This window comes from Chitinophaga sp. W3I9, assembly GCF_050434025.1.
Taxonomy (GTDB): Bacteria; Bacteroidota; Bacteroidia; order Chitinophagales; family Chitinophagaceae; genus Chitinophaga.
The window spans coordinates 4,858,124-4,878,902 of record NZ_JBNPWC010000001.1 but is presented as its reverse complement, the minus strand read 5'-3'; the positions used below and the strand labels follow the sequence as shown (position 1 = coordinate 4,878,902).

The 20,779-nt window shown below is 49.2% G+C and carries 14 protein-coding genes; 7 read left to right on the top strand and 7 right to left on the bottom strand.

Going from position 1 to position 20,779, the window contains the following annotated elements; genetic code table 11:
- Window positions 1-13: 13 nt before the first annotated feature.
- Both QFZ51_RS19985 and QFZ51_RS19980 read right to left on the bottom strand, forming a co-directional pair.
- Window positions 14-1,294 (bottom strand): TolC family protein, encoded by a 1,281-nt coding sequence (locus tag QFZ51_RS19985; protein WP_429048285.1) that lies wholly within the window; start codon window positions 1,292-1,294, stop codon window positions 14-16.
- A gap of 65 nt (window positions 1,295-1,359) precedes the next feature.
- Window positions 1,360-1,980 (bottom strand): TetR/AcrR family transcriptional regulator, encoded by a 621-nt coding sequence (locus tag QFZ51_RS19980; RefSeq protein WP_429048283.1) that lies wholly within the window; start codon window positions 1,978-1,980, stop codon window positions 1,360-1,362.
- 129 nt (window positions 1,981-2,109) lie between these two features.
- Between QFZ51_RS19980 and QFZ51_RS19975 the strand changes: the two genes are divergently transcribed.
- Both QFZ51_RS19975 and QFZ51_RS19970 read left to right on the top strand, forming a co-directional pair.
- The gene (locus QFZ51_RS19975) at window positions 2,110-2,829 is read left to right on the top strand and encodes a DUF2071 domain-containing protein (protein WP_429048281.1); all 720 of its coding nucleotides are present in this window, start codon (window positions 2,110-2,112) and stop codon (window positions 2,827-2,829) included.
- 109 nt (window positions 2,830-2,938) lie between these two features.
- A complete protein-coding gene (locus QFZ51_RS19970; RefSeq protein WP_429048279.1) occupies window positions 2,939-5,473 on the top strand; it encodes a phosphocholine-specific phospholipase C in 2,535 nt (844 codons plus the stop codon).
- A 48-nt stretch (window positions 5,474-5,521) separates the two neighbouring features.
- Here QFZ51_RS19970 and pafA read toward each other — a convergent pair whose 3' ends face one another.
- Window positions 5,522-7,162 (bottom strand): alkaline phosphatase PafA, encoded by a 1,641-nt coding sequence (gene pafA, locus QFZ51_RS19965; protein WP_429048278.1) that lies wholly within the window; start codon window positions 7,160-7,162, stop codon window positions 5,522-5,524.
- 232 nt (window positions 7,163-7,394) lie between these two features.
- Between pafA and QFZ51_RS19960 the strand changes: the two genes are divergently transcribed.
- Together QFZ51_RS19960 and QFZ51_RS19955 are read left to right on the top strand one after the other, a co-directional pair.
- Window positions 7,395-9,707, top strand: coding sequence for a WG repeat-containing protein (locus QFZ51_RS19960; RefSeq protein WP_429048277.1), 2,313 nt, complete (start codon window positions 7,395-7,397; stop codon window positions 9,705-9,707).
- Window positions 9,708-9,868: 161 nt separating this feature from the next.
- Window positions 9,869-11,650 (top strand): WG repeat-containing protein, encoded by a 1,782-nt coding sequence (locus QFZ51_RS19955; RefSeq protein WP_429048276.1) that lies wholly within the window; start codon window positions 9,869-9,871, stop codon window positions 11,648-11,650.
- 49 nt (window positions 11,651-11,699) lie between these two features.
- On the opposite strand, the gene QFZ51_RS19950 is transcribed toward QFZ51_RS19955, so the two are convergent.
- Window positions 11,700-13,364 carry an ABC-F family ATP-binding cassette domain-containing protein gene (locus tag QFZ51_RS19950; RefSeq protein WP_429048275.1) on the bottom strand — a complete coding sequence of 555 codons (1,665 nt, stop codon included), beginning with the start codon at window positions 13,362-13,364 and terminating at the stop codon, window positions 11,700-11,702.
- A gap of 305 nt (window positions 13,365-13,669) precedes the next feature.
- Here QFZ51_RS19950 and QFZ51_RS19945 point away from each other — a divergent pair, with 305 nt between their 5' ends.
- Genes QFZ51_RS19945 through QFZ51_RS19935 form a run of 3 tightly spaced genes read left to right on the top strand, consistent with a single transcriptional unit; the run spans window position 13,670 to window position 15,069 of the window.
- Window positions 13,670-14,191 (top strand): RNA polymerase sigma factor, encoded by a 522-nt coding sequence (locus QFZ51_RS19945; RefSeq protein ID WP_429048273.1) that lies wholly within the window; start codon window positions 13,670-13,672, stop codon window positions 14,189-14,191.
- Window positions 14,172-14,429: a hypothetical protein gene (locus QFZ51_RS19940; RefSeq protein WP_429048272.1), complete on the top strand. Its 258-nt coding sequence runs from the start codon at window positions 14,172-14,174 to the stop codon at window positions 14,427-14,429. Before QFZ51_RS19945 ends, QFZ51_RS19940 begins: the two co-directional genes overlap by 20 nt.
- Before the next feature lies 1 nt (window position 14,430).
- Window positions 14,431-15,069: a ClpP family protease gene (locus QFZ51_RS19935; RefSeq protein WP_429048270.1), complete on the top strand. Its 639-nt coding sequence runs from the start codon at window positions 14,431-14,433 to the stop codon at window positions 15,067-15,069.
- On the opposite strand, the gene QFZ51_RS19930 is transcribed toward QFZ51_RS19935, so the two are convergent.
- The 3 genes from QFZ51_RS19930 to QFZ51_RS19920 are packed head-to-tail and all read right to left on the bottom strand — an operon-like array spanning window position 15,037 to window position 20,770.
- On the bottom strand, window positions 15,037-16,422 hold the full coding sequence (locus tag QFZ51_RS19930) for a TolC family protein (RefSeq protein ID WP_429048268.1): 1,386 nt from the start codon (window positions 16,420-16,422) through the stop codon (window positions 15,037-15,039). The genes QFZ51_RS19935 and QFZ51_RS19930 overlap by 33 nt on opposite strands.
- A 37-nt stretch (window positions 16,423-16,459) precedes the next feature.
- Window positions 16,460-19,615, bottom strand: a complete 3,156-nt coding sequence (locus tag QFZ51_RS19925; RefSeq protein WP_429048266.1) for an efflux RND transporter permease subunit — start codon at window positions 19,613-19,615, stop codon at window positions 16,460-16,462.
- An 18-nt stretch (window positions 19,616-19,633) separates the two neighbouring features.
- Window positions 19,634-20,770: an efflux RND transporter periplasmic adaptor subunit gene (locus QFZ51_RS19920; protein ID WP_429048264.1), complete on the bottom strand. Its 1,137-nt coding sequence runs from the start codon at window positions 20,768-20,770 to the stop codon at window positions 19,634-19,636.
- Between the last annotated feature and the right edge of the window lie 9 nt (window positions 20,771-20,779).

The window sequence follows — 20,779 nt, the reverse complement described above, 5'->3', positions numbered from 1 at the left end:
ATGCAATAATTAATCAGTTCCCGGAGGTGTTTTTATAATTGTATTGAGCCTGTAATAATTGTATGCTGTGGAGGATACGTGATTGTTTCGCCAGGTTCTCCGCATTCAGCTGGGAGATGTAGTCATGTACGGTGATAACGCCGTTGTCCAGCTGTGCCTGCGCGGATTTCCTGACAGAGGAGCGGAGCGTAATGGCGCTGTCATCCTGTTCTATCAGGGTGGCAAACTTATCAATATCCTGGTTTTGTTGCTGGAGGTTCATGCTGGTATTGAACAGGAAAGTTTCCTTGCTTACATCCAGGTTTTGCCGGTTGATGTCCAGCAGCTGCCGGTTGTTTTTCAGCGAGTAGAGGCTGCCTAAAGACCAGTTCAGGCGTACGCCACCCAGCCACCAGGCGCCGAATTTATTGTCGATAATATTCAGTGTGGGCCGTCCATAGGCGCCCTGGATAAAAGCGCTCAGTTTGGGAAGGTAGCCCGACTGCAATTGTTTTTCCTGTACGTCGAAGGCTTTTTTCTGAATATCATAGTAAGTAATTTCCGGTCGATGTATACCTTGTTGTGGCGTCACTGGTACGGGCCATGCCAGGCGGGTGCTATCGTTCAGCGGCTGATGGATGAAAGCCGACAGCATTTTCATATAGGCTTTCCTGTTAGCGCTGAATTCAGTGGCGGCCATCTCGGTATTCATAATTTCCGCTTTCAGTTCATCCACATTGCTACGGTAGGCCACACCGTTGTTGAGCGCCGCCTGCATCTTATCCGTGGCGCTTTGCAGGTCAGCTTTCCTGAGCCCGTTTTGCTCCAGCTGTGCCTCCATCAGTAATATTCCGAAATAGAGTTGCGTAATCCGGTCGCGGATGGCGTAAAGGTTTACTTCCAGTTGCTGTTGCTGTATGGCTTCGTTGGCACGGCTGCTTTCCTTTTGCAGTTTGCTTACGCCGCCATCATAGATCTGTTGGGAGATCTCCGCCTGTATTTTATATTGGTCTTTGCTCAGCGAAGGGAATGTCACGCCGGGCAATGAAGGGATTGCCTCGCCAAAGTTGATGGTCTCCGACTGGTACGTTGCCTGTCCGCTTACGGTGAGTTGTGGTAAATACAACTTGCCCGCATTTTCCACCGAATACCTGCTGCTGCGTGCGATCAGGTCGTACTGCCTGATCAGCGGATAATTCTGGCGGGCCAGGGTATAGCACTCTTCAATGGTAAGGGTGGCAGGCGCCTGGCTCCATGCCCTGCCCACCGCAGGCCCCAATAATATGAAACAGCACAAAGCTTTAAATAAGTTCATAGTGCAATATTCAGTTTGAATTATTGTTTTGAAAAGTTGTTCAATTTCCGGGCAAAAAAAAGCAGCTATTTCAGCATGCCTTTAATCCAGATGGGTATCAGCTTTCTCCGTTCTTCCATCAGCGCGGTGAATTCTCCCGGTTTCACCACCTTGTTCCTTTCCAGTAAGGGCCTGGCCAGGAAAGGCATTACCACAAAGCCTATCAGGTTCATCATTAACTGTATCGGCTGGATGCTCAGCTTTCCTTCTTTATGCAGCGCCGCTAATTGTTTAAAGAAATGAGACTGGAAGATGGCATTTTTGCGGTTGTCTTTCAACAACTCATCCGTGCCGGCAAAGATCTCATTCACCATAAATAACGGGAAGTCTGGATTCACCAGCAACAGGTTAATATAGTGATTGGCTACCTGTTCCACTTTCTGCTGCACGCTTAACTGTTCGTTATTAAGGATCAGCGTTACCGTGGTAATCAATTTCTCCACGATCTCTGCCATCACAAACTGGAACAACTTTTCCTTGCTGCGGAAATAATAATTGACAAGCGACAGGTTGATATCAGCCTCTGCTGCAATATCCCTTACTTTGGTAGCCTGGTAACCTTTCTTGGTAAATACAGTTCTGGCCGCGGCTTTAATCCGCTCTTCGGTGGAAGCATCCATATTTCCCTTCTTTTCACTTACCGCCATAGTCTGGTTTTGAGTTTAATATTTTACAAAGATAGTAAATTGAACAACTTTTCAAAACATTTGTTCAATTTTATGAAATAGTCATTTCTGAAGTTGTTTTGCAGTACCTTTAATCAGATCCTTACCTATATGAAGCTACCCGTTATACATGGTTATATTGACCGCCGCATCCTGGTGAATTTTACCGTGGACCCGGAAGCCGTTCAGTCGCTGTTGCCCGCACCTTTCCGTCCTAAAATTTACAAAGGCAAAGCCATTGCTGGTATCTGCCTGATCAGACTGAAACATATTAAGCCTAAAGGCTTGCCTGATTTTATGGGCATTTCCTCGGAAAATGGCGCCCATCGCATTGCAGTAGAGTGGGAGGAGAATGGTATTACGAAAGAAGGCGTTTATATCCCACGCAGGGATACCTCATCGAAGCTAAACGCCCTTGCCGGCGGACGACTGTTTCCCGGGAAACATCACCTGGCGGATTTTCACGTAAAAGAGGCCGGCGGGCATTTTCATATTGATTTTACCAGCTCAGATAAAACCTCTATCTCCATCGACGCGCGCAGCACCAGCGAGTTTCCCGCGACCTCTGTTTTTGAAACGCTGGAAAACGCCTCTGCATTTTTTGAAGGTGGCGCCGTTGGTTATTCTCCGAATAGTCAGCAGTCGCTCGACGGGCTAAAGTTACAAACCTATCAATGGAAAGTAAGCCCGTTGCAACTGCTGCACGTAGCTTCCAGTTTTTTTGAAAATACAACGGTGTTTAAGAAAGGAACGGTTGCATTTGACAACGCCCTTCTCATGACCCGAACCGAACACGAATGGCATACCCTTACCGGTTGTCCTCAACCATAGCCGTACATACCGGATAATAAACACATAACGGGAGGCGCCATTGCATTCCTTGAGAATGTTTTTTATTTTGTTTTTCGAACAATGTAAAACCCACTCAATCGGAATATAAATGGACTCACGCAGAGAATTTCTAAAAAAATCTTTATTACTATCCGGTGCAGCAGGCTTGTCAACCATGATGCCCGCATCCATTCAACGGGCACTGGCCATAGATCCTGCTCCCGGCAGCACTTTCCACGATGCGGAACATATTGTGATCCTCATGCAGGAGAATCGTTCGTTCGATCACTGCTTTGGTTCTTTACAGGGCGTCCGGGGTTTTAACGATCCGCGCGCCGTATGGTTGCCGGACGCAAAGCCGGTATGGTTTCAAACTAACGCCCAGGGTGATACCTACGCACCTTTCCGGCTGAATATCAAAGATACCAAAGCCACATGGATGGGAGCATTGCCCCACTCCAGGCCCAGCCAGGTAGATGCCTACAACAAAGGCCGCTACGATAAATGGCTCATCGCAAAAACACCCGGCAACAAGGAATATGCGGCCATGCCTTTAACAATGGGGTACTATACCCGTGAAGATCTTCCTTTCAACTACGCAATGGCAGATGCTTTCACGGTATGCGACCAGAACTTCTGCTCAGCCATGACCAGCACCACGCCCAACCGCTCCTTTTTCTGGACGGGCAAAATTGTACATGAAGTAGATGGACTGCCAAAAGCACATATCCGGAACGATGACTTCAGCTACGGGAAACTGCCGTGGAAAACATTCCCGGAATTACTGGAGGAAAATAATATCGCCTGGAAATTTTACCAGAATGAAATCAGCTGCGGTGGCGGATGGAAAGGAGAGGAAAGGGCATGGCTCGCAAATTTTGGCTGTAACCTGCTGGAATTTTTTGCGGCCTATAACGTGAAGTTCTCTGAACGGTATGTAAACGGATTATTGAAACAGGTGGAAACCCTGCCGGACGAAATCAATAAACTCCAGGAAGCCAGCCCTTCTTCGGATGCCGCCGCCGAAAAGATCCGCACCGATATCTCCAAAAAACAAGCGGTGCTGGACAATGCTACCCAGGAACTCCTGCAATGGAATAAAGAAAGCTATGAGAAATTAACGGATCAACAGAAATCGCTGTACCAACGCGCTTTTGTAGTGAATAAAAACGATCCCGCCTACCGGAGCGTAACAGCCGTAAATTATAAAGACGGCTCAAAGGAACGCACCATCACAGTGCCCGCCGGCGATGTACTCCACCAGTTCCGAAAAGATGTGAACGAAGGCGCATTGCCTCAGGTATCGTGGCTGGCAGGCCCGCAGAACTTCTCCGACCACCCCAGCGCCCCCTGGTATGGCGCCTGGTACGTATCCGAAATACTCGATATCCTCACACAAAAACCGGACGTCTGGAAGAAAACTATTTTCATTGTTACCTATGATGAAAATGATGGTTACTTCGATCATGTGGTGCCTTTCTCTATCTGCGATAACAATAAACCCGGTACTGGTAAATGCTCCGCCGGAATAGATACGGAGATAGAACAGGTGAGACTGGCGCATGAACTGAAACAGGGCATAAGTGAAAAGCAGGCCCGGGAAGCCCCGGTAGGACTGGGATTCAGGGTGCCTATGATGATTGCATCGCCCTGGAGCAGGGGAGGAAAGGTATGCTCACAGGTATTTGAGCATACTTCTACTTTACAATTCCTGGAAACATTTTTTAGTAAGAAGCTAAACAAACAGGTACACCTGGATAATATCAGTCAGTGGAGACGCACCATCAGCGGTGATCTTACCGCAGCCTTCAGTCCGTTTAATACCACCACACCAGCCAAACAGATTTTCCTGGACCAGCGCCGTGTAGTGGAAAATATTAATAACGCCCGTTTTAAATCAGCACCCGCAGGCTTTAAGAAGGTTACCGGTGAAGAGGTAAAAGCCTTTGCTAATGGCAACGGCACTACGATCTTACAACAGGAAAAAGGTACCCGCCCTTCCTGCGCATTGCCTTATGAACTGCTGGCGGATGGTCAGTGGAAAACCGGTGAGCAGTTGCTGACGCTGAAAATGAAAGCCGACAAACAATTGTTCGGCGACCGGGCACATGGCGCGCCTTTTACTGTATACACCAACCTCCCTTACAAAGACGAACAAACAGGTGAAACAGAAACCGGAAGAACCTGGTCGTTTGCAGTGGCTGCCGGAGACACGATCACCTATGAGTGGCCCGCCAAAGCCTTTGCGGAGAACCGTTATCAGCTGCACCTGCACGGCCCCAACGGATTCTACCGCGCGTTTGAAGGCTCCGCTAAACATCCGCAGCTGGACCTGGAGCTGGGTTATGAAATAAATGGCAAGCTGAAAAAGAAAGCAACCGGCAATCTTGTTTTACGTGTAGCCAATACCGGTAACAGTGCACGCGATTTCAGTATCACAGACAATGCCTACGGCGGAAAAGTGATCCAGCGGAATGTTGCCGCCGGCGCCACATTGGAATTGGTATTGCCATTGCAAAAAAGTCATGGCTGGTACGATTTCAGTGTACGTGCTGCTGGCTTTGATACTTTTAGTCAACGGTATGCAGGAAGAGTGGAAACAGGAGAAGAAGGGATAACAGATCCGTTTATGGGAAGAGTATAAAAAGAATCCGGGAGGATTTACAGGATGTGTAAGTCCTCCCGGAATATATTATTGCAATATTTCCTTTACAGGCTTGCCTACACAACCGCTTGGCATTTGTATATGCAGCATTGCAGCAAGGGTAGCGGCAATATCTGTCATATGTACGGTTTCATTGGAAGCGCCATGCTTTACATGCCATCCCATAAATACCAGTGGGATATGGATATCGAAAGGATTCCAGTTACCGTGGGTAGTGCCCTTCAGTGAACCTTCAAACCATCCTGGCTCAGGAATCACAATCACGGAACCGGTACGTTTACGGTTGTAGCCATTGATCGCCATGGTATTCAGCGGCTCCGGTAAAGGATTTGCGCCGATATTATCCAGGTCGGCGGCAAACTGGATACCCGGTTGTGCCTCAAAATACTTCACCGTTTCTTTCTTCACCGCATCATAGTCCAGTTTAGCTGCCGCAATTTTAGCTTTGTCGAAGCTTACGTGGTAGTTCATAAAAGAAGATACCAGTTTACTTACGCCAAAACGTGCATTCAGCGTGCTATCCAGGCCAGCTACCAGTTTCCTGCTTTCTGTCAGCCCGGAAGGCAGCTTATGCTCTTCCATGAATTTAATGGCATGCGCGGCGCCGTGGTCGGCAGTAAGGAACACGAGGTAATTGCCTTTTCCTACACGCTGGTCCAGGTAAGTAAAAAAGGCCGACAGGTCTTTGTCCAGTCGCAGGTAAGTATCTTCCACTTCAATGGAATTAGGACCATATTTATGGCCTACATAATCGGTGGAAGCGCAGTTAATAGTAAGGAAGTCGGTCACGGTATTATTGCCGAGGTCATACCCTTCAATGGCGGCTTTCGCAAAATCCAGTGTGAGCGTATTGCCACCGGGAGTGGATCTCAGGTTGCCCGGATCTTTTTTATAAGCATCTTTTAGTGCATGCGGAAAAACAGGGGCTTTTTCACCTGGGAAAGTACCTTCCCAGTCTACGTTGTCTTCACTGCTCTGCACATAAGTATTGATAGGATATAAAGTTTCCCAGGGTTTAGACATTAACAGTTGGGGCTCTTTGCGGTCGTTAAAACGCTTTACCCACTCCGGCAGTTCTTTCATGTACCAGGTGCTGGTAATAAAGCTGCCGTTGCTGTCGTCCAGCCAGAAGGCGCCATTGGGCGTATGTCCGGCAGGAAGAATAGAGGCGCGGTCTTTCAGTGATACGCCTACTACTTTAGAGCGGAAGTTGGTAGACAGTTTCAATTCATCTGTAATGGTGGAGGCCAGCAGGTTGCGCGGCGACATTTTGCCCGCAGCACTGCTACTGCCCACGGCTTGTACGGTAGTGTCTTCTGTGCAATACCATTTTCTGCCGGTAAGCTGATCGGGCCAGTCGTTGCCGGTGATACCATGAATAGCCGGCACACTGCCTGTATAAATGGTGCTGTGTCCCACGGCGGTAAAGGAGGGAAGGTGGCTGATAAAAGTGTTCTCACAGGAAAAACCGTCGCCCAGCATACGTTTGAAACCACCCGCTTCGTAACGGTCGTAGTAACGGTATAAGTAATCCCAGCGCATCTGGTCTACCACAATGCCTACTATCAACTTAGGCTTTTCATTCGATTGAGCTACTGCGGAGAGCCCCTGTAGCGCTGCGAACGCGCCCAGGAATGCAGTGGCAACAGATTTAGTCATTCCATTCATAATGCAGATTTTTTTCATTTCTTAGGTTCACACCCCAATTGGGAATCGACAAACGTAATAAAAAAATTATAAAAACCCTGCACCTTTTCGTTGAACGGAAAAGGATGGATCGCTTCCCGGAAAAGTAGCCGGTATCTTTTTAACAAGAGATATTTATTTGCGTTTTCTGAAAGATCCGCATCTTTGCATATCTTCCATGAGAAGAATACTATTTCATAATGTAGCAAGACAGATGATAAAGAGATACTTACTGGCAGGACTCCTTTTAAACAGCATATCCCTGCATGCACAAGAGCCCGTGGTAGCGGGCTACCTCGGAAGATTCGAAGGACAGTTTGCCCCCGTGTTGATTAACCAGCAAAAACAATGGCTGCATGTTTCCGGTGCAGTATTGGTAGATAAAACGGAAAACACGGGTTACTACAATACCGTAGTAGCCGTGAAGCACAACGCCTATGGCGCTATCAACAATGCCGGTAAGATCATTGCCCCTTTCAAATATGATGAGGTCACCCTGGCCGATGAGCAGGACAACAACGACTCCACAAAAAATTATTGCTTTGTAATTACCCGGCTCAATGGAAAATATGGCGCCGCAGATACACTCGGCAATATCATCTGCCCGCCTATATACGCCGAGGTAAGCGCGCTCACACCCCATGTACTGAAAATGAAGAAGGATGGACGCTGGGGATGGATAGATATTAAAACCGGTAAGGTATTACAGGAACCCATATACGAAGAAGCAGGTAAAAGCTATGCACTAAAAAACGCTATAGAAATTACCAAAGCAGGTAAAGTCGGACTGGCAGCGGAAGACGGCACCATCATCGTTCCGGCAGGATACGAATCGTTTGATTACCTCGGCGGCAACAGCACTTATTTTGGTTTTACTGCCAACGGTAAAACAGGCATCATGGATCAAAACGGAAAGGTGATTATTCCTGCTGTCTATGATAAATGCAAGCCCGGACCGGCCACCACGCTGTTTGCCGTAGAAAAAAACGGTAAAACCGGCCTCGTAGACGCGGGCGGTAAAACACTGCTCCCGTTTCAATACACGGGAACCGGTTTGACGGGCAATGTCATGAAAGTGAGCATAGGCGATAAATACGGGGTGGTAAATACCGAAGGCAAAGAGATCATTCCGCCGCGGTACAGCGACATTAAAGCGATTAATGCAGCAGGACAGGAAGTGTTTGACGGTGGCGTAATATCGGCGCCCGGGCAGGCAACAGACCGGGTGTCGCCCGTGCCGGTAGTTTTCCTGGTAAGCGATGCCACTGGCACCGGCCTGTTTGATGCAAACGGGAAAAGCCTTCTGCCCCTTACATACAGCCGTATAACGCCGTTCTCCTGGCAAGACACTACCTTCCTGGCTGCGGAGAAAAATGGTAAAACTGGCGTCCTTGGAATGGATGGGAAAATAATCCTGCCAGTAGTCTATGATGGTTTGGTAAATGGCTTCGGCAGCGGATTTTCATATGTTGATGATAACGCAGGGGAGAGCAAAAAAGATTACCTGCCCATTGTAAAAGGAGAGAAGATAGGATTGGTTAATATTACGACCGGGAAAGAAATTATCCCCGCCCAGTACGAATGGCTGCAGTGGCAAAACAGCCGGATGCTGCTGCTCCGCAAAGGCGATACCACTTCCCTGGCAGATGTAACGGGAAAGATTCTCCGTGGCGGAAAACGGTATGGATTTTTTACTGCGGTGGACACCAACAGGATTGTAGAAACACAATACAACGACGATGGCTCCACCACCAGCCTGCTCACCGATCTCGCAGGCAATACGCTCTATACCAGCCAGCGCTGGGAGTTTAAAGAAAACCAGGTGTCGCGGCTGCTGATGCCGGAAAGCGAAAAGGGAAGCAATGCAAGATTCAATAACGGCCTGTTGAAATTATGGAGCAACGCCCGCAACAATGTATTTTTAGATCCCAACGGAAAAGAAGTGGTTTTTGATGGCTACAGCTTTGTGGGAGATTTCTGGAACGACCTGGCGCTGGCAGGAATCGACAGCACCCCGCAACATACCTTATACGGCATCATCAACCGCAGGAAAGAAATTATTTACCCGGTTACAGCCGACGATATTTATGCAATGAACAACCTGCTCGTGGTAAAAAAAGGAGACCGCAAAGGACTGATCACAAAGGAAGGTAAAACATTGCTCCCGGTGGCGTATGAGGAAATCGACGATATCTACGACGCGCCTTTTTTCAAGGTGTCACGCAATAACAAATATGGCGTAGCAGATAGCCTGGGTAAGATAATTTTACCGGTAGAATTTGATGATATCAGCTACCGGAAAGATGAGCGCCTGTTCCAGGTAGCGCGCGCCGGCAAGTACGGTATCGCAGATGCCTCCGGTAAAATGATCATTCCCGCTATCTATGATAATATGGACGTCAACCAGGGATATGACAAAAATATCTTTCCAATACTGGTACAGGAAGGCAAATGGTATTTTTATCTCGATGCGCAAGGGAAAGCATTTCCCTATAAATCACTGAAGAAAAAAGGATATGATGATTAAGGGTATAACAGGCAGGAATATACGTTTTTTACTGGCAGGTAGTTTTTTGCTGGCGGCTCATAGCTTATCCGCACAGCAGGGATCCGCGTTTCATAATGGGTTTGCCCGTATGGAAGAATCCGGCAAAAGCTGGTATATAGATTCCACCGGCAAAAAAGCATTTGATCAGATCGTTAATTGCCCTGTATCACCCCGCTGCCGCCACAGCTGCAGATGAGGAAGCACTGCCTGAAGCACAGGAAACCATGCTCCTGGTAAGCAGCGCCGGCAAAACAGGCATTGTTGCCGGTAATGGAAAGTGGCTGCTGCCGCCAGTATATGATACCATCGAACTGAAATGGAAAACTTACCTGGTATTGCGTCAGCAAGGTAAAATGACTTATGCAGATACCGACGGGAAGCTGTTGCTGCCGCTGCAGTTTGAAGACGCTGGCATATTGGACGATACACACTTTGATGTGAAAACCGGCGGTAAATGGGGAATCTACAGCACCGCAGAAAACCGGTTGCTGATACCGGCCATGTATGAATCATTCGACTACTGCGGCGGATGCGGCAGGAAAGGAGATTACCTGTTTGCGCAGAAGAATGGTAAATGGGGTATCATCGATTTTAACAATAATGTCCTGATGCCTTTTGAATACGAACATGCACACGCTTTTATGCGCAGCGACAACTGGGTACAATGTTTCAAAAAGCAGGGGCACGAAGTAACCATCAACCTGAAAACAAAAAAAGAATATACCGCACCGGAGTATACAGATATGACGATAACAGGTAACAGTTTGCTGAAAGCGCAAAAGAACGGGAAGTACGGACTGATTAACGAAGACGGCGTTACCATAGCCGATTTTATTTATAACGATATCACCGATGCTTATGGCGAAACAGAAAGAGGACCCTATCTCCAGATCACAAAAAATGGTAAAACAGGCATCCTGCGGGAAGATGGGAAGGTAATGATTGCCCCTGCATACGAAGGTGATATTACAGGATCCGGTGACTATTTTATTATCCGGGTGGATGGCAACTATAACCTGACAGATACCACCGGTAAGAAGTTACTGGCAAAAGATTATACCGAAATAACCTTCATGGATAAACGTTTTTCCGCCCCTCTCGTTAAGCTGAAGCAAAAAGCACTCTATGGTTTTTATAACCCGGTTAACAGGAAAGTAGTGGAACCTGCCTTCTTTGATATCGACAGGACCACAGTTACTGCCCCCGGCATAGAATTACTGGAAGTAAGTTACCAGGAGATGTATGGCTTGTATGATGCAGCAGGGGAGCAGGTGTTGCCCGTGGCGTATAAAAAACTGGATGACCTGGTACCCGGGCTGGTGGCGGTAAAGAAAGAAACCGGCACAGGTGTGTATGATATCAGGAAGAAGAAGATGCTGATCCCCGCAGTATATAACAGCATCAGCGTATCATCGGCAGACAGCAGTTTATTCCTGGCATCCCAAAGCACCCCGGAAGGCAGCTACAAAGAACTTTTCTTTAATCATAACGGCGTAAAGATGCCCGCACCTAAAGTGCCCATTGTCCCGGAAAAAAAGTCGCAGCTGCTGGAAAAGGAAACGGCTAACGGAGGATATCCGCTTTATGGTTATACCAATAGCACCGGCAAAGTAATAGTGCCGCCCATATACGATGGCCTGCTCGTGGAAAAGAACGGACGCGGATTCCTGGCGCAAACAGGCGGTAAATTTACCGTGTTGAATGAAGCCGGACAACCGGTAAGCAAACAGCTTTTTGATGATATAGCGCTGCAAGAAGTTCCCCGCTATGGCTCCACGGAAGTGCTGTACAGATTCCCGTTGCTTTGCAGAACAGGCGATACGTATCGGTATCTCACCGCTACGGGCAGTTTCCTGCCTGTTAAAGTGACCGGCATCGTTGCCTTCAGTGCGTACAGCCTGGATGGCATTCCCGAACTATAACAAGTATCCCGGAAAGGCTTTCACGAAGCCTTTCCGGGAAAAGATAACATTAGGTGTTTAACGCCAGTACATCATCCACACCCACTTCCGCAATAAAGTCGGGATCATGGGAAATGACCAGCAACGTACCTTTATACTCCCCGAAGATCTGCGTCAGTATCTTAATGTTTTGCAGATCCAGGTTGTTGGTGGGTTCATCGAGCAGGATCATGTCAGGCGCTTTGTCCTGTAAGGTCATGCTGCAGAGGGCCAGTCGCAGCATTTCACCGCCACTCAGCACTGCGCACGACTTATCCCAGGTATCCGGGCCAAAAAGGAAATTCACCAGCACCGTTTTTACCATCGATACTTCCAGCAGGTTGCTGTTGTAAGACAATGCCTGCTGTAATACCGTTTTACTCCGGTCTATGAGCGTATAGTCCTGGTCCAGCAGCAAACTGCGCGTATCGGCGGTATACAGCTCGCCTGTTGACGGCGACAGCCTGCCCAGTATCAGTTGCAGCAAGGTGGACTTGCCGCTGCCGTTGGGCCCTGTAATGGCCAGCCGCTGGCCGCTGCGGATTGTAAAGGTGAGCGGTGTTTTCCAGAGCATATTTTCCGGAGATGATGATTTTGCCGGTTCATTTGATGGCGGGGGATCCGGCGCCGCGGGTTCCGGTTGTGCAGCAGGCCATCCGAAGTTTATATCGTTTGCCTGCACCAGCACTTTCCCTGTATGGAGGGTAGATTGCTCAAAATAGCCCTTCATCATGCGCTGGAGCTGTGTCATGGCAGAAAGTTCCTGCCAGCCTGCACGCAGTTCTTCTACTTTTTCAGTATGTACCTGTTTTAATTTTGAGGTAGATACTTCCGCATTATTTTTCCTCGCATTCAATAATATTTTAGGCAACCCTGCACTTTTGGTATGTTTCCGTGCCTGTGCATCGGCATGCTGCTTGCGCTCTATGGCCTCCTGGCGTTGCTTTTTGGCTTCTTTCAGTGTTTTCTCCTGGTGAGCCACCCGCTGTTGTAAGGCATCCGCTTCCAGTGTTTTTTGCGCGGCATAGAAATCGTAGTTGCCGCCATAAGTCTTTATGCCATTGGATTGCAGCTCCCAGATGGGTTCGCAGAGGCGTAGCAGCTGCCGGTCGTGGCTCACCATCAGCAACGTGCACGAGGTAGCGGCCATCCATTCGTATAGCTGTTCCCGTGCGTGGTAATCGAGGTGATTGGTGGGCTCGTCCAGCAACACAATGGATGGCTCAAAGATATCGATGCCGGCCAGGAACAGCCTTGTTTTTTCGCCGCCGCTGAGGGTGGACAAGGGCTGATCCGGTTGCAATGCACGAAGGCCCCATTTTTCAAAGGCAGTTTCACTGCGCGCGGCAATGTCCCAGTCGTCCCCGAGTATATCGTAAAGGTGCGGACTGGTGTCGCCCTGCAGGATTAATTCAAGGGCCTGGACCTTTTGCGCGGTGCCGGCGGCCTGCGCCACGGTAAGCGTGTTAAAGTGCCCGAAATGCTGCGGTACATAATAACAGGGCGCGGCAGTGCGGACGGTACCGGAAGACGCGGTTTCCTGGCCGGCAATGATCTTCAGCAAAGTAGATTTGCCCGCGCCGTTAGGACCCGCTATCGCTGCCCGGTAGCCTTTATGAAGCGTGAAACTGACATCCTGGAATAAATACTGCCCCGATGGAAGCTGGTAACTGAGTTGTTGTGCGCTGATAAGCATGTAAAATCGTTTTGAAATGAACAATGGCGACGGCAGGCGTCGGGTTAGCGGGGGAAATGACAGTACGCATTTTCATGGCAGTAAAATTTAGTTGAATAAATCAGCGTATGCAGGAGCATCACTGTATGACGGTAAAAAATATATAAATGGGAAATGAAACACGCCAGAACGGCATGTATACAGGTATCAGCCTGCTATTGTATGTAGAGTATTGATCACATGGTTAGGCAAAGGTAAAAAAAAATTCTTAAATTTTAGGTGATATATCAGTGGTTTCTGACACTAGTATATAAAACCAGGCTCATATGCGTACTCATGAAGATCAATGGCTGGAAGAAATATACCGGAATACACTGCCACGGGTAGCAGGCATGATATACCGGATGGGCGGCCACCTGGAAATGGCCAAAGATATCTTCCAGGATGCTGTTATTATCTATCTTGAAAAACAACAGCAAAACAAACTACCTGCCGGGGTACCTGCGGAAGCATACATTACAGGGATCGCCAGGATTCTCGCTGTGCGGAAACTGAAACAATCCGGTCCGCATATTCCACTCGATGACATAGAGGGTGATATTGGCGTACCAGCAGATTATTATGCGCCGCCACCCGTGGCGAAACCGGTACTGGAATATGTAAAAGCCGCCGGGAAAAAATGTTTGCAGCTGCTGCACGCATTTTATTACGACCATCTTTCCATACCCGAAATAACAGCAGGCTTTAATTTTAAAACGGAACATTCTGCCAGCGTACAGAAATACAAATGCCTGGAAAAAGTAAGGAAACAAATTAAACAATCAGATTATGCGGAAACAGTTAGCTGAAGCACGGGAAATTGAACAATACCTGCTGCGGGAAATGCCTGTTTCCTCCCGGCTGGTATTCCAGGCCAGGATGCTGGTGGCGCCGGCATTACGCGAAAAGGTGAAGTACCAGCGGAAAACAATGCAGCTCGTGCGCTGGCTTGCACGCGAAGAAAAACGGAACGAGCTGGATCAGCTCTTCCTGCGTCTCATGCAGGATACGGCCTTCAACAATTCTATCACTTCTATTTTTAAATAATATGGCATTCCTGGTTCCTACCGTAATCGACGGCGACAGCCGCGGTGCGTTTGATATATACAGCCTGTTGCTGAAAGAAAGGATTATTTTTCTCGGCACTGCCATCGACGACCAGGTGGCTAACCTGATAGTGGCGCAGTTACTGTACCTCGACAGTGAAAATCACCGCCCCATAAATATGTACATCAATAGTCCGGGCGGCGTTGTTTACGCAGGCATGGCTATTTATGATACCATGAAAATGCTGAAATCGCCGGTATCCACCATGGCAATGGGTTTCACCGGCAGCATGGGCACCATCATTCTTACGGCCGGCGCTACCGGTCAACGGTATGCCTTGCCCAATGCTACCATCCACATGCATCCGGCAAGCGGCGGCGCCAAAGGATATACGGAAGATGTGCGTATTGCTTTTAATGAACAGGGCAGGTTGCAGCAAAAACTTTTCCAGATCATCGCCATGCAATCCGGTCGTTCCGTGCAAGAAGTGGAGCATGCCTTTCGCAATGATCATTTCATGGCCGCAGAAGAAGCCCGTGATTTCGGGCTGGTAGATGAAGTGCTGAACAGCGCTGCCGCACTGCCTGCGCTGGCATTCCGGCAGGAACTATTGCCATCCGCCGCCGAGCGCGCGGTATAAGAATACCACTGCCTGTAACTGCTGCAGGTGATCGTTGATCCTGTTCAGTTGCGCTGCTAAAAGGCTCTGTTGTGCATTCAATACTTCCGTGTAGTTGGCAAATCCATAACGCACCAGCTCCTGTGTATAGTCAACAGACAATTGCAGGTTCTGTAATTGCAGCCGCCGGGAGTTTCCTTTTTCCATGGCAGTCCGGTAAGAATATAATGCATTCGATACTTCCTGCCCGGCCGTTAATACGGCCGTACGGAATTCCAGCGCCGCCTGTTGCTGCTGCTCTTTCGCCACCTTCAGCCGGGTTTTATTTATGCCCTGGTTAAAAATAGGTTGTGTTAAACCCGCCGTCAGGTTGCTGATCCACGAGCCGGGACCGGTGAGAGACAAATAACTGGTATGCCCACCAGAAGCGGAGATGGTGAGTGCCGGGTAAAAATAAGTACGCGCTACATTGGTCAATTCATAATAGTAACGCAGGTTATATTCCGCTGCCTGCACATCCGGCCGGTTGGCCAGCAGCTGTGCAGGTACACCGGTTTTCAGCAGCATGACTGGTCGCTGGTCGTCCATGCCGCTGCGGCTGATGGGGCCGGGAGGCCGGCCCAGCAAGAGGTTCAGCTGGTTCTCTGTTTCGCGGATCGACTGCTTTAAATCGGGGATCGTTACTTCTGCGGCATACCTGCTGGCTTCACTTTGCACCACGGCTGCCCCGGTAACCACATCGCCTTTTTTCAGTTCCTTCATCACCTCCACGGTCGCCTGCCAGTTCACAACGGTTTGTTGCGTTATTTTCAGTTGCTGATCCAGTGCGGTAAGGTTGTAGTAGTTGGTGGCAATACTGGCAATCAACCCGGTTTGCACGGCCCTTGCATTGGCGGATGCCTGCAGGAATGCCGCTAAACCCGCGCGCCTGCTGCTCCGCAGCTTACCCCAGATATCAGCTTCCCAGGTGGCTGCGAGCCCGGCATTATATTGCTGCGGTATAACGGTTCTGCCTGTACGCTGTTGATTAGAGGCGCCTGCATAACCGGCGCTCACATCACCATTAACGGCAGGATACAATGCCTGCCTGCTTTGCGAGTAACTGGCTTCTGCCTGCCGCATGCGCGACCATGCCACCTGGAGGTCGAGGTTGTGCTGAATACCCGTGTCAATAAGCTGCTGCAACAGCGAGTCCGTGAAAATTTCTTTCCAGTGAACGGTAGCGAGACTGTTGGTATCCGTTGTATGAATATCCCGGTACAGGTTATTGTCTGTAATGCCCGGCGATTGGTATGGCTTCGTGATGCCACAGGCAGTAACGAATCCTGCCAGGACTACAAAAAGAAAAATATATATACTGTTACGACCATTCATATGACCTGTTTTGAGATCTGCCTGCGGCAGGATTTTTTTAAGATGCCGGTGCTGTTACCGGCGGCTGCGTTTCTTCCTCATCATCTTCCTCCGGTGCACGTTTTATTTTTTCCTGTAAAGCCTGGAAGATGATAAACAGCGTAGGCGTAATAAATATACCGAAGACTGTTCCCACCAGCATCCCGCCCACAGCGCCTGTTCCGATAGACCGGTTTCCATTGGCGCCCGCGCCGGTGGCCAGCATCAACGGGATAAGGCCAAGGATAAAGGCGAAGGATGTCATCAGGATGGGCCGCAGCCTGGCCTGCGCGCCGCTCACCGCCGCTTCCGCAATACTCATCCCGCTGCGCCGCCTTTCTGCTGCATATTCTACAATCAGGATCGCATTTTTTGCGAGCAATCCTATCAGCATGATCAGCGTGATCTGTACATAAATGTTGTTGCTCACACCAAATAGCTGCGCAAACAGGAAGGCCCCGAAAATGCCCACCGGTATCGCCAGCAGGATCGCAAAAGGCAAGAGGTAACTTTCATACTGCGCACTGAGCAACAGGTATACGAAAATGAGACAGAGCAGGAAAATGAAAATAGTTTGACTGCTCCCTGCCAACTCTTCCCTGCTCAGGCCCGAAAACTCAAACCCAAAGCCCGTTGGCAACGTTTCCGCTGCCGACTCCCTGATAGCGGCAATAGATTGGCCGGAGCTGAACCCGGCATTGGGTGTTCCATTAACACTGATGGAGTTGAACAGGTTAAACCGTGTAATAGCTTGCGGACCGTAGGTTTGCGAGAGACTCACAAACTCCGTGATCGGCACCATTACCCCCTCGCCGGTACGTACAAACACAGCGTTCAGGCTTTCTTCCGTGAGCCTGAATTCCGGCGAAGCCTGCACCATTACGCGGTACTGCTGACCAAACTGGTTGAAGTTGGAAGCATAAATACCGCCAAAATATCCCTGCATGGCGTTGGTGATATCTGTTACATTCAGCCCCGCATCTTTTATTTTCGGCACATTTACGTTCATTAAATATTGCGGGAAATTAGGATTGAAAGAAGTGGTGGCAAACTGTATTTCCGGCCGTTGGGTTAATACAGAGAGGAAGTCTTTGCTTACTTTATAAAAGTGCGCAATGTCGCCGCCGGTTTTATCCTGCAACTGAAAAGCAAACCCGTTGGATGCGCCAAAACCCTGGATGGTACCGGGCGCAAAAAACTTAATCTCCGCTTCGGTCATGTCCGCCGTTTTCTTATTCAGTTCCTTAATAATTTGCTGGATATTCCGCTTGCGCTGATCCCAGGGAGTGAGCCGCATCACTACCATTGCATAGTTACTGCCGGTACCGGACAATTGCCCGCGTCCTGTAACCGCCAGCACGTTATTGATTTCCGGTATCGTGGCTGCGATCTTTTCGATTTTGCGCGTCACAATATCGGTGCGCTCCAGCGAGGCATCCGGTGGCAAACTGATGTTACAGTTAATCGTACCCAGATCTTCTTCCGGCACAAAAGCCGTAGGCGTCATCCTGGCAAGGATTACCAACCCCGCACAGAAGCTAAGCAGCACCATCACCGGTATCCATTTCCGTTTGCTGAAGAAGCGCAAGGTATTGGTATAACGTTTTGTTAACCGTTCAAAAGCCACATTGAACGCATGATAGAAACGCTGAAGGAAGTTCATTTTCGTATGTTCCTTCCCGTGAGGTTTCAGGAAAATAGCACAGAGCGCAGGACTGAGCGTAAGTGCGTTAATCGCTGAAAGCACAATGGCAATGGCCAGTGTGAGCCCGAATTGTTTGTAGAAAATGCCGGAAGATCCGCCGATAAAACTAACCGGGATAAATACGGCTGACATGACCAGTGTAATGGACACAATTGCGCCGGATATTTCATCCAGTGCATCAATACTCGCTTTGCGGGCGGATTTATAGCCGGTATCCAGGCGGGCATGCACAGCCTCTACAATTACGATGGCATCATCCACCACTATACCTATGGCCAGGATAAGGGCAAATAAAGTAAGCAGGTTAATGGTGAATCCAAACAGCTTGAGAAAGAAAAAAGTTCCTATAATGGCTACCGGAACCGATATCGCCGGTATCAGCGTTGAGCGGAAGTCCTGCAGGAAAATAAACACCACCACGAACACCAGTATAAATGCTTCCACCAGCGTATGCAATACTTTATCGATAGAGGCGGTGAGGAAGTCGTCCACATTTTGCAGCACCACAAATTTCACACCTTTGGGAAATGTTTTGGAAGCTTCTTCCATTACCTTCAAGGTTTCGCGGATCACATCGCGGGCATTGGAGCCGGCCACCTGTGCTACGCTTACGGAAACAGCGGGATAGCCGTTGGTACGGGTACTGTTGAAATAGCTGAGGGCGCCCAGCTCAATGCGGGCCACATCCCTCATCCGTAGCAAACGGCTGCGCAGGTTGGAGCGCAATACAATGTTGCCAAACTGGGTGGTATCTATGAGCGTGCCCGGATACCTGATCACATACTGGAACGATTGTCCGCCGCTTTCCCCAAACTGGCCGGGAGCGGCCTGTATATTCTGTTCAGCCAGCGCGGCAGTGATATCAGCGGGTATCAGCCCGTAGGAAGCCATCGCCTGCGTATTGAGCCAGATCCGCATGGAGTAATCCATGTTACCGGAGGCGGAGGCATCGCCCACACCGGGGATACGTTTGATCACCGGGGTGATATTAATATCAGTATAATTTTGCAGGAAGGTTTGATCGAAAGATGGATTGGTACTGTAAACAGAAAAGATGAGCAGGTTACTGGTCTGTTTCTTTTGCACAGTAACGCCGGAGCGGGTTACTTCCTGCGGCAGCAGCGGTGTGGCGCGGGCCACGGCATTCTGCACGTTCACTGCGGCCATATTGGGATCGCTGCCAATTTTAAAGCTAACGGTAATATTCGCTGAGCCATCGTTACCTGCTGTAGAGGTAATATAGTCCATGTTCTCCACGCCATTGATCTGTTGTTCCAGCGGTACTACCACGCTTTTCAGCACCACGTCCGCATTGGCGCCGCTGTAGGACGTTTGCACCTGTATGGTGGGCGGGGCAATGTCAGGATACTGGGAGATAGGCAGTGACACCAACCCCAGTATGCCCAGTGTGACAATAATGATAGACACTACTGTTGATAATACCGGCCGCTCTATAAATCTTTTTAACATGATATTGTTTTAAATGGATCAGAGACTGTTGTAAACACTGTCTGCGTTTACCAGGCGTGGCTTGATCACCAGGTCTTCCCGGAGGTTACTGATCCCGTCTACCACTATTTTATCGCCTGCTTTCACGCCATGCTGCACTACAAACGACTGACCGGCAGCGCTGGCATTGGAGCCTATGTCTACTGATTTTACTTTGTTATCTGCATCCAGTACATACACGAACAGTTTACCCTGGATCTGGAAGGTGGCCTTTTGCGGTACCAGCAGTGCGGTATCTATCAGCTGGGGGATCCTTACAATGGCGCTGCTGCCGCTGCGTACCAACCCATCCGGATTGGAAAAGGTGGCCCTCATATTGAGCGCACCGGTGGAGGGGTTGATTAAACCGCTGGCAGTTTCCACGCGCCCTTTGCGGGGCAGCACAATGCCATTGGCCAGCACCAATGTTACCGGTGGCAGGGTAGCCAGCTTTTCCTGCATGGTGGCGCCTTTTGAGGCGAGGAAGAAATCCAGTCCCTGTCTTTCGTTAATCGAAAAATAGGCGTAGATCTGGGTAATATTGGAAACGGTGGTCAGCGGGTTGGCGGTGGTGCTGCTCACCAGGCTGCCTATTTTATAAGGCAGGATGCCTACCACGCCGTCGGCCGGACTGTAAATAGTGGTGTAGCTTAAATTGGTTTTGGCGTTGTTAAACGCCGCCTGGGCCTGTGCCAGCGCTGCCTGCTTGGACTGCAGGTTATACGCCGCAGCTTCCAGTTCATAGGCGCTGATGATATCCTTTTCCACCAGGGGCTTTACCTTGTTAAGCTGCATCTGTGCGGCATTTACATCTGCCACCGCTATTTTGATATTGGCCTGGGCAGTGTTTACATTCTGCTCGTATTGCGGGGCGCTGATACGGAACAACAACTGTCCCTTTTTTACAGTAGCACCTTCGTCGATGTAGATGGCATCCACATATCCATCTATCTTTGGCCGGATCTCAATATTCTGGATACCCTGTATGGTAGCGGGATAGTCGGCATTGATAGTAGCGTTTTTAGGTTGCAGTACAATCACAGGGTAAGGCTTTACAGCGGTTTGTGTGTTCCCTTGTTTCTTGTTTTTACAGGCACATAACAGCAACAGCAGGAGCGCAATGGTAGATCTACTCATAGCATTTTA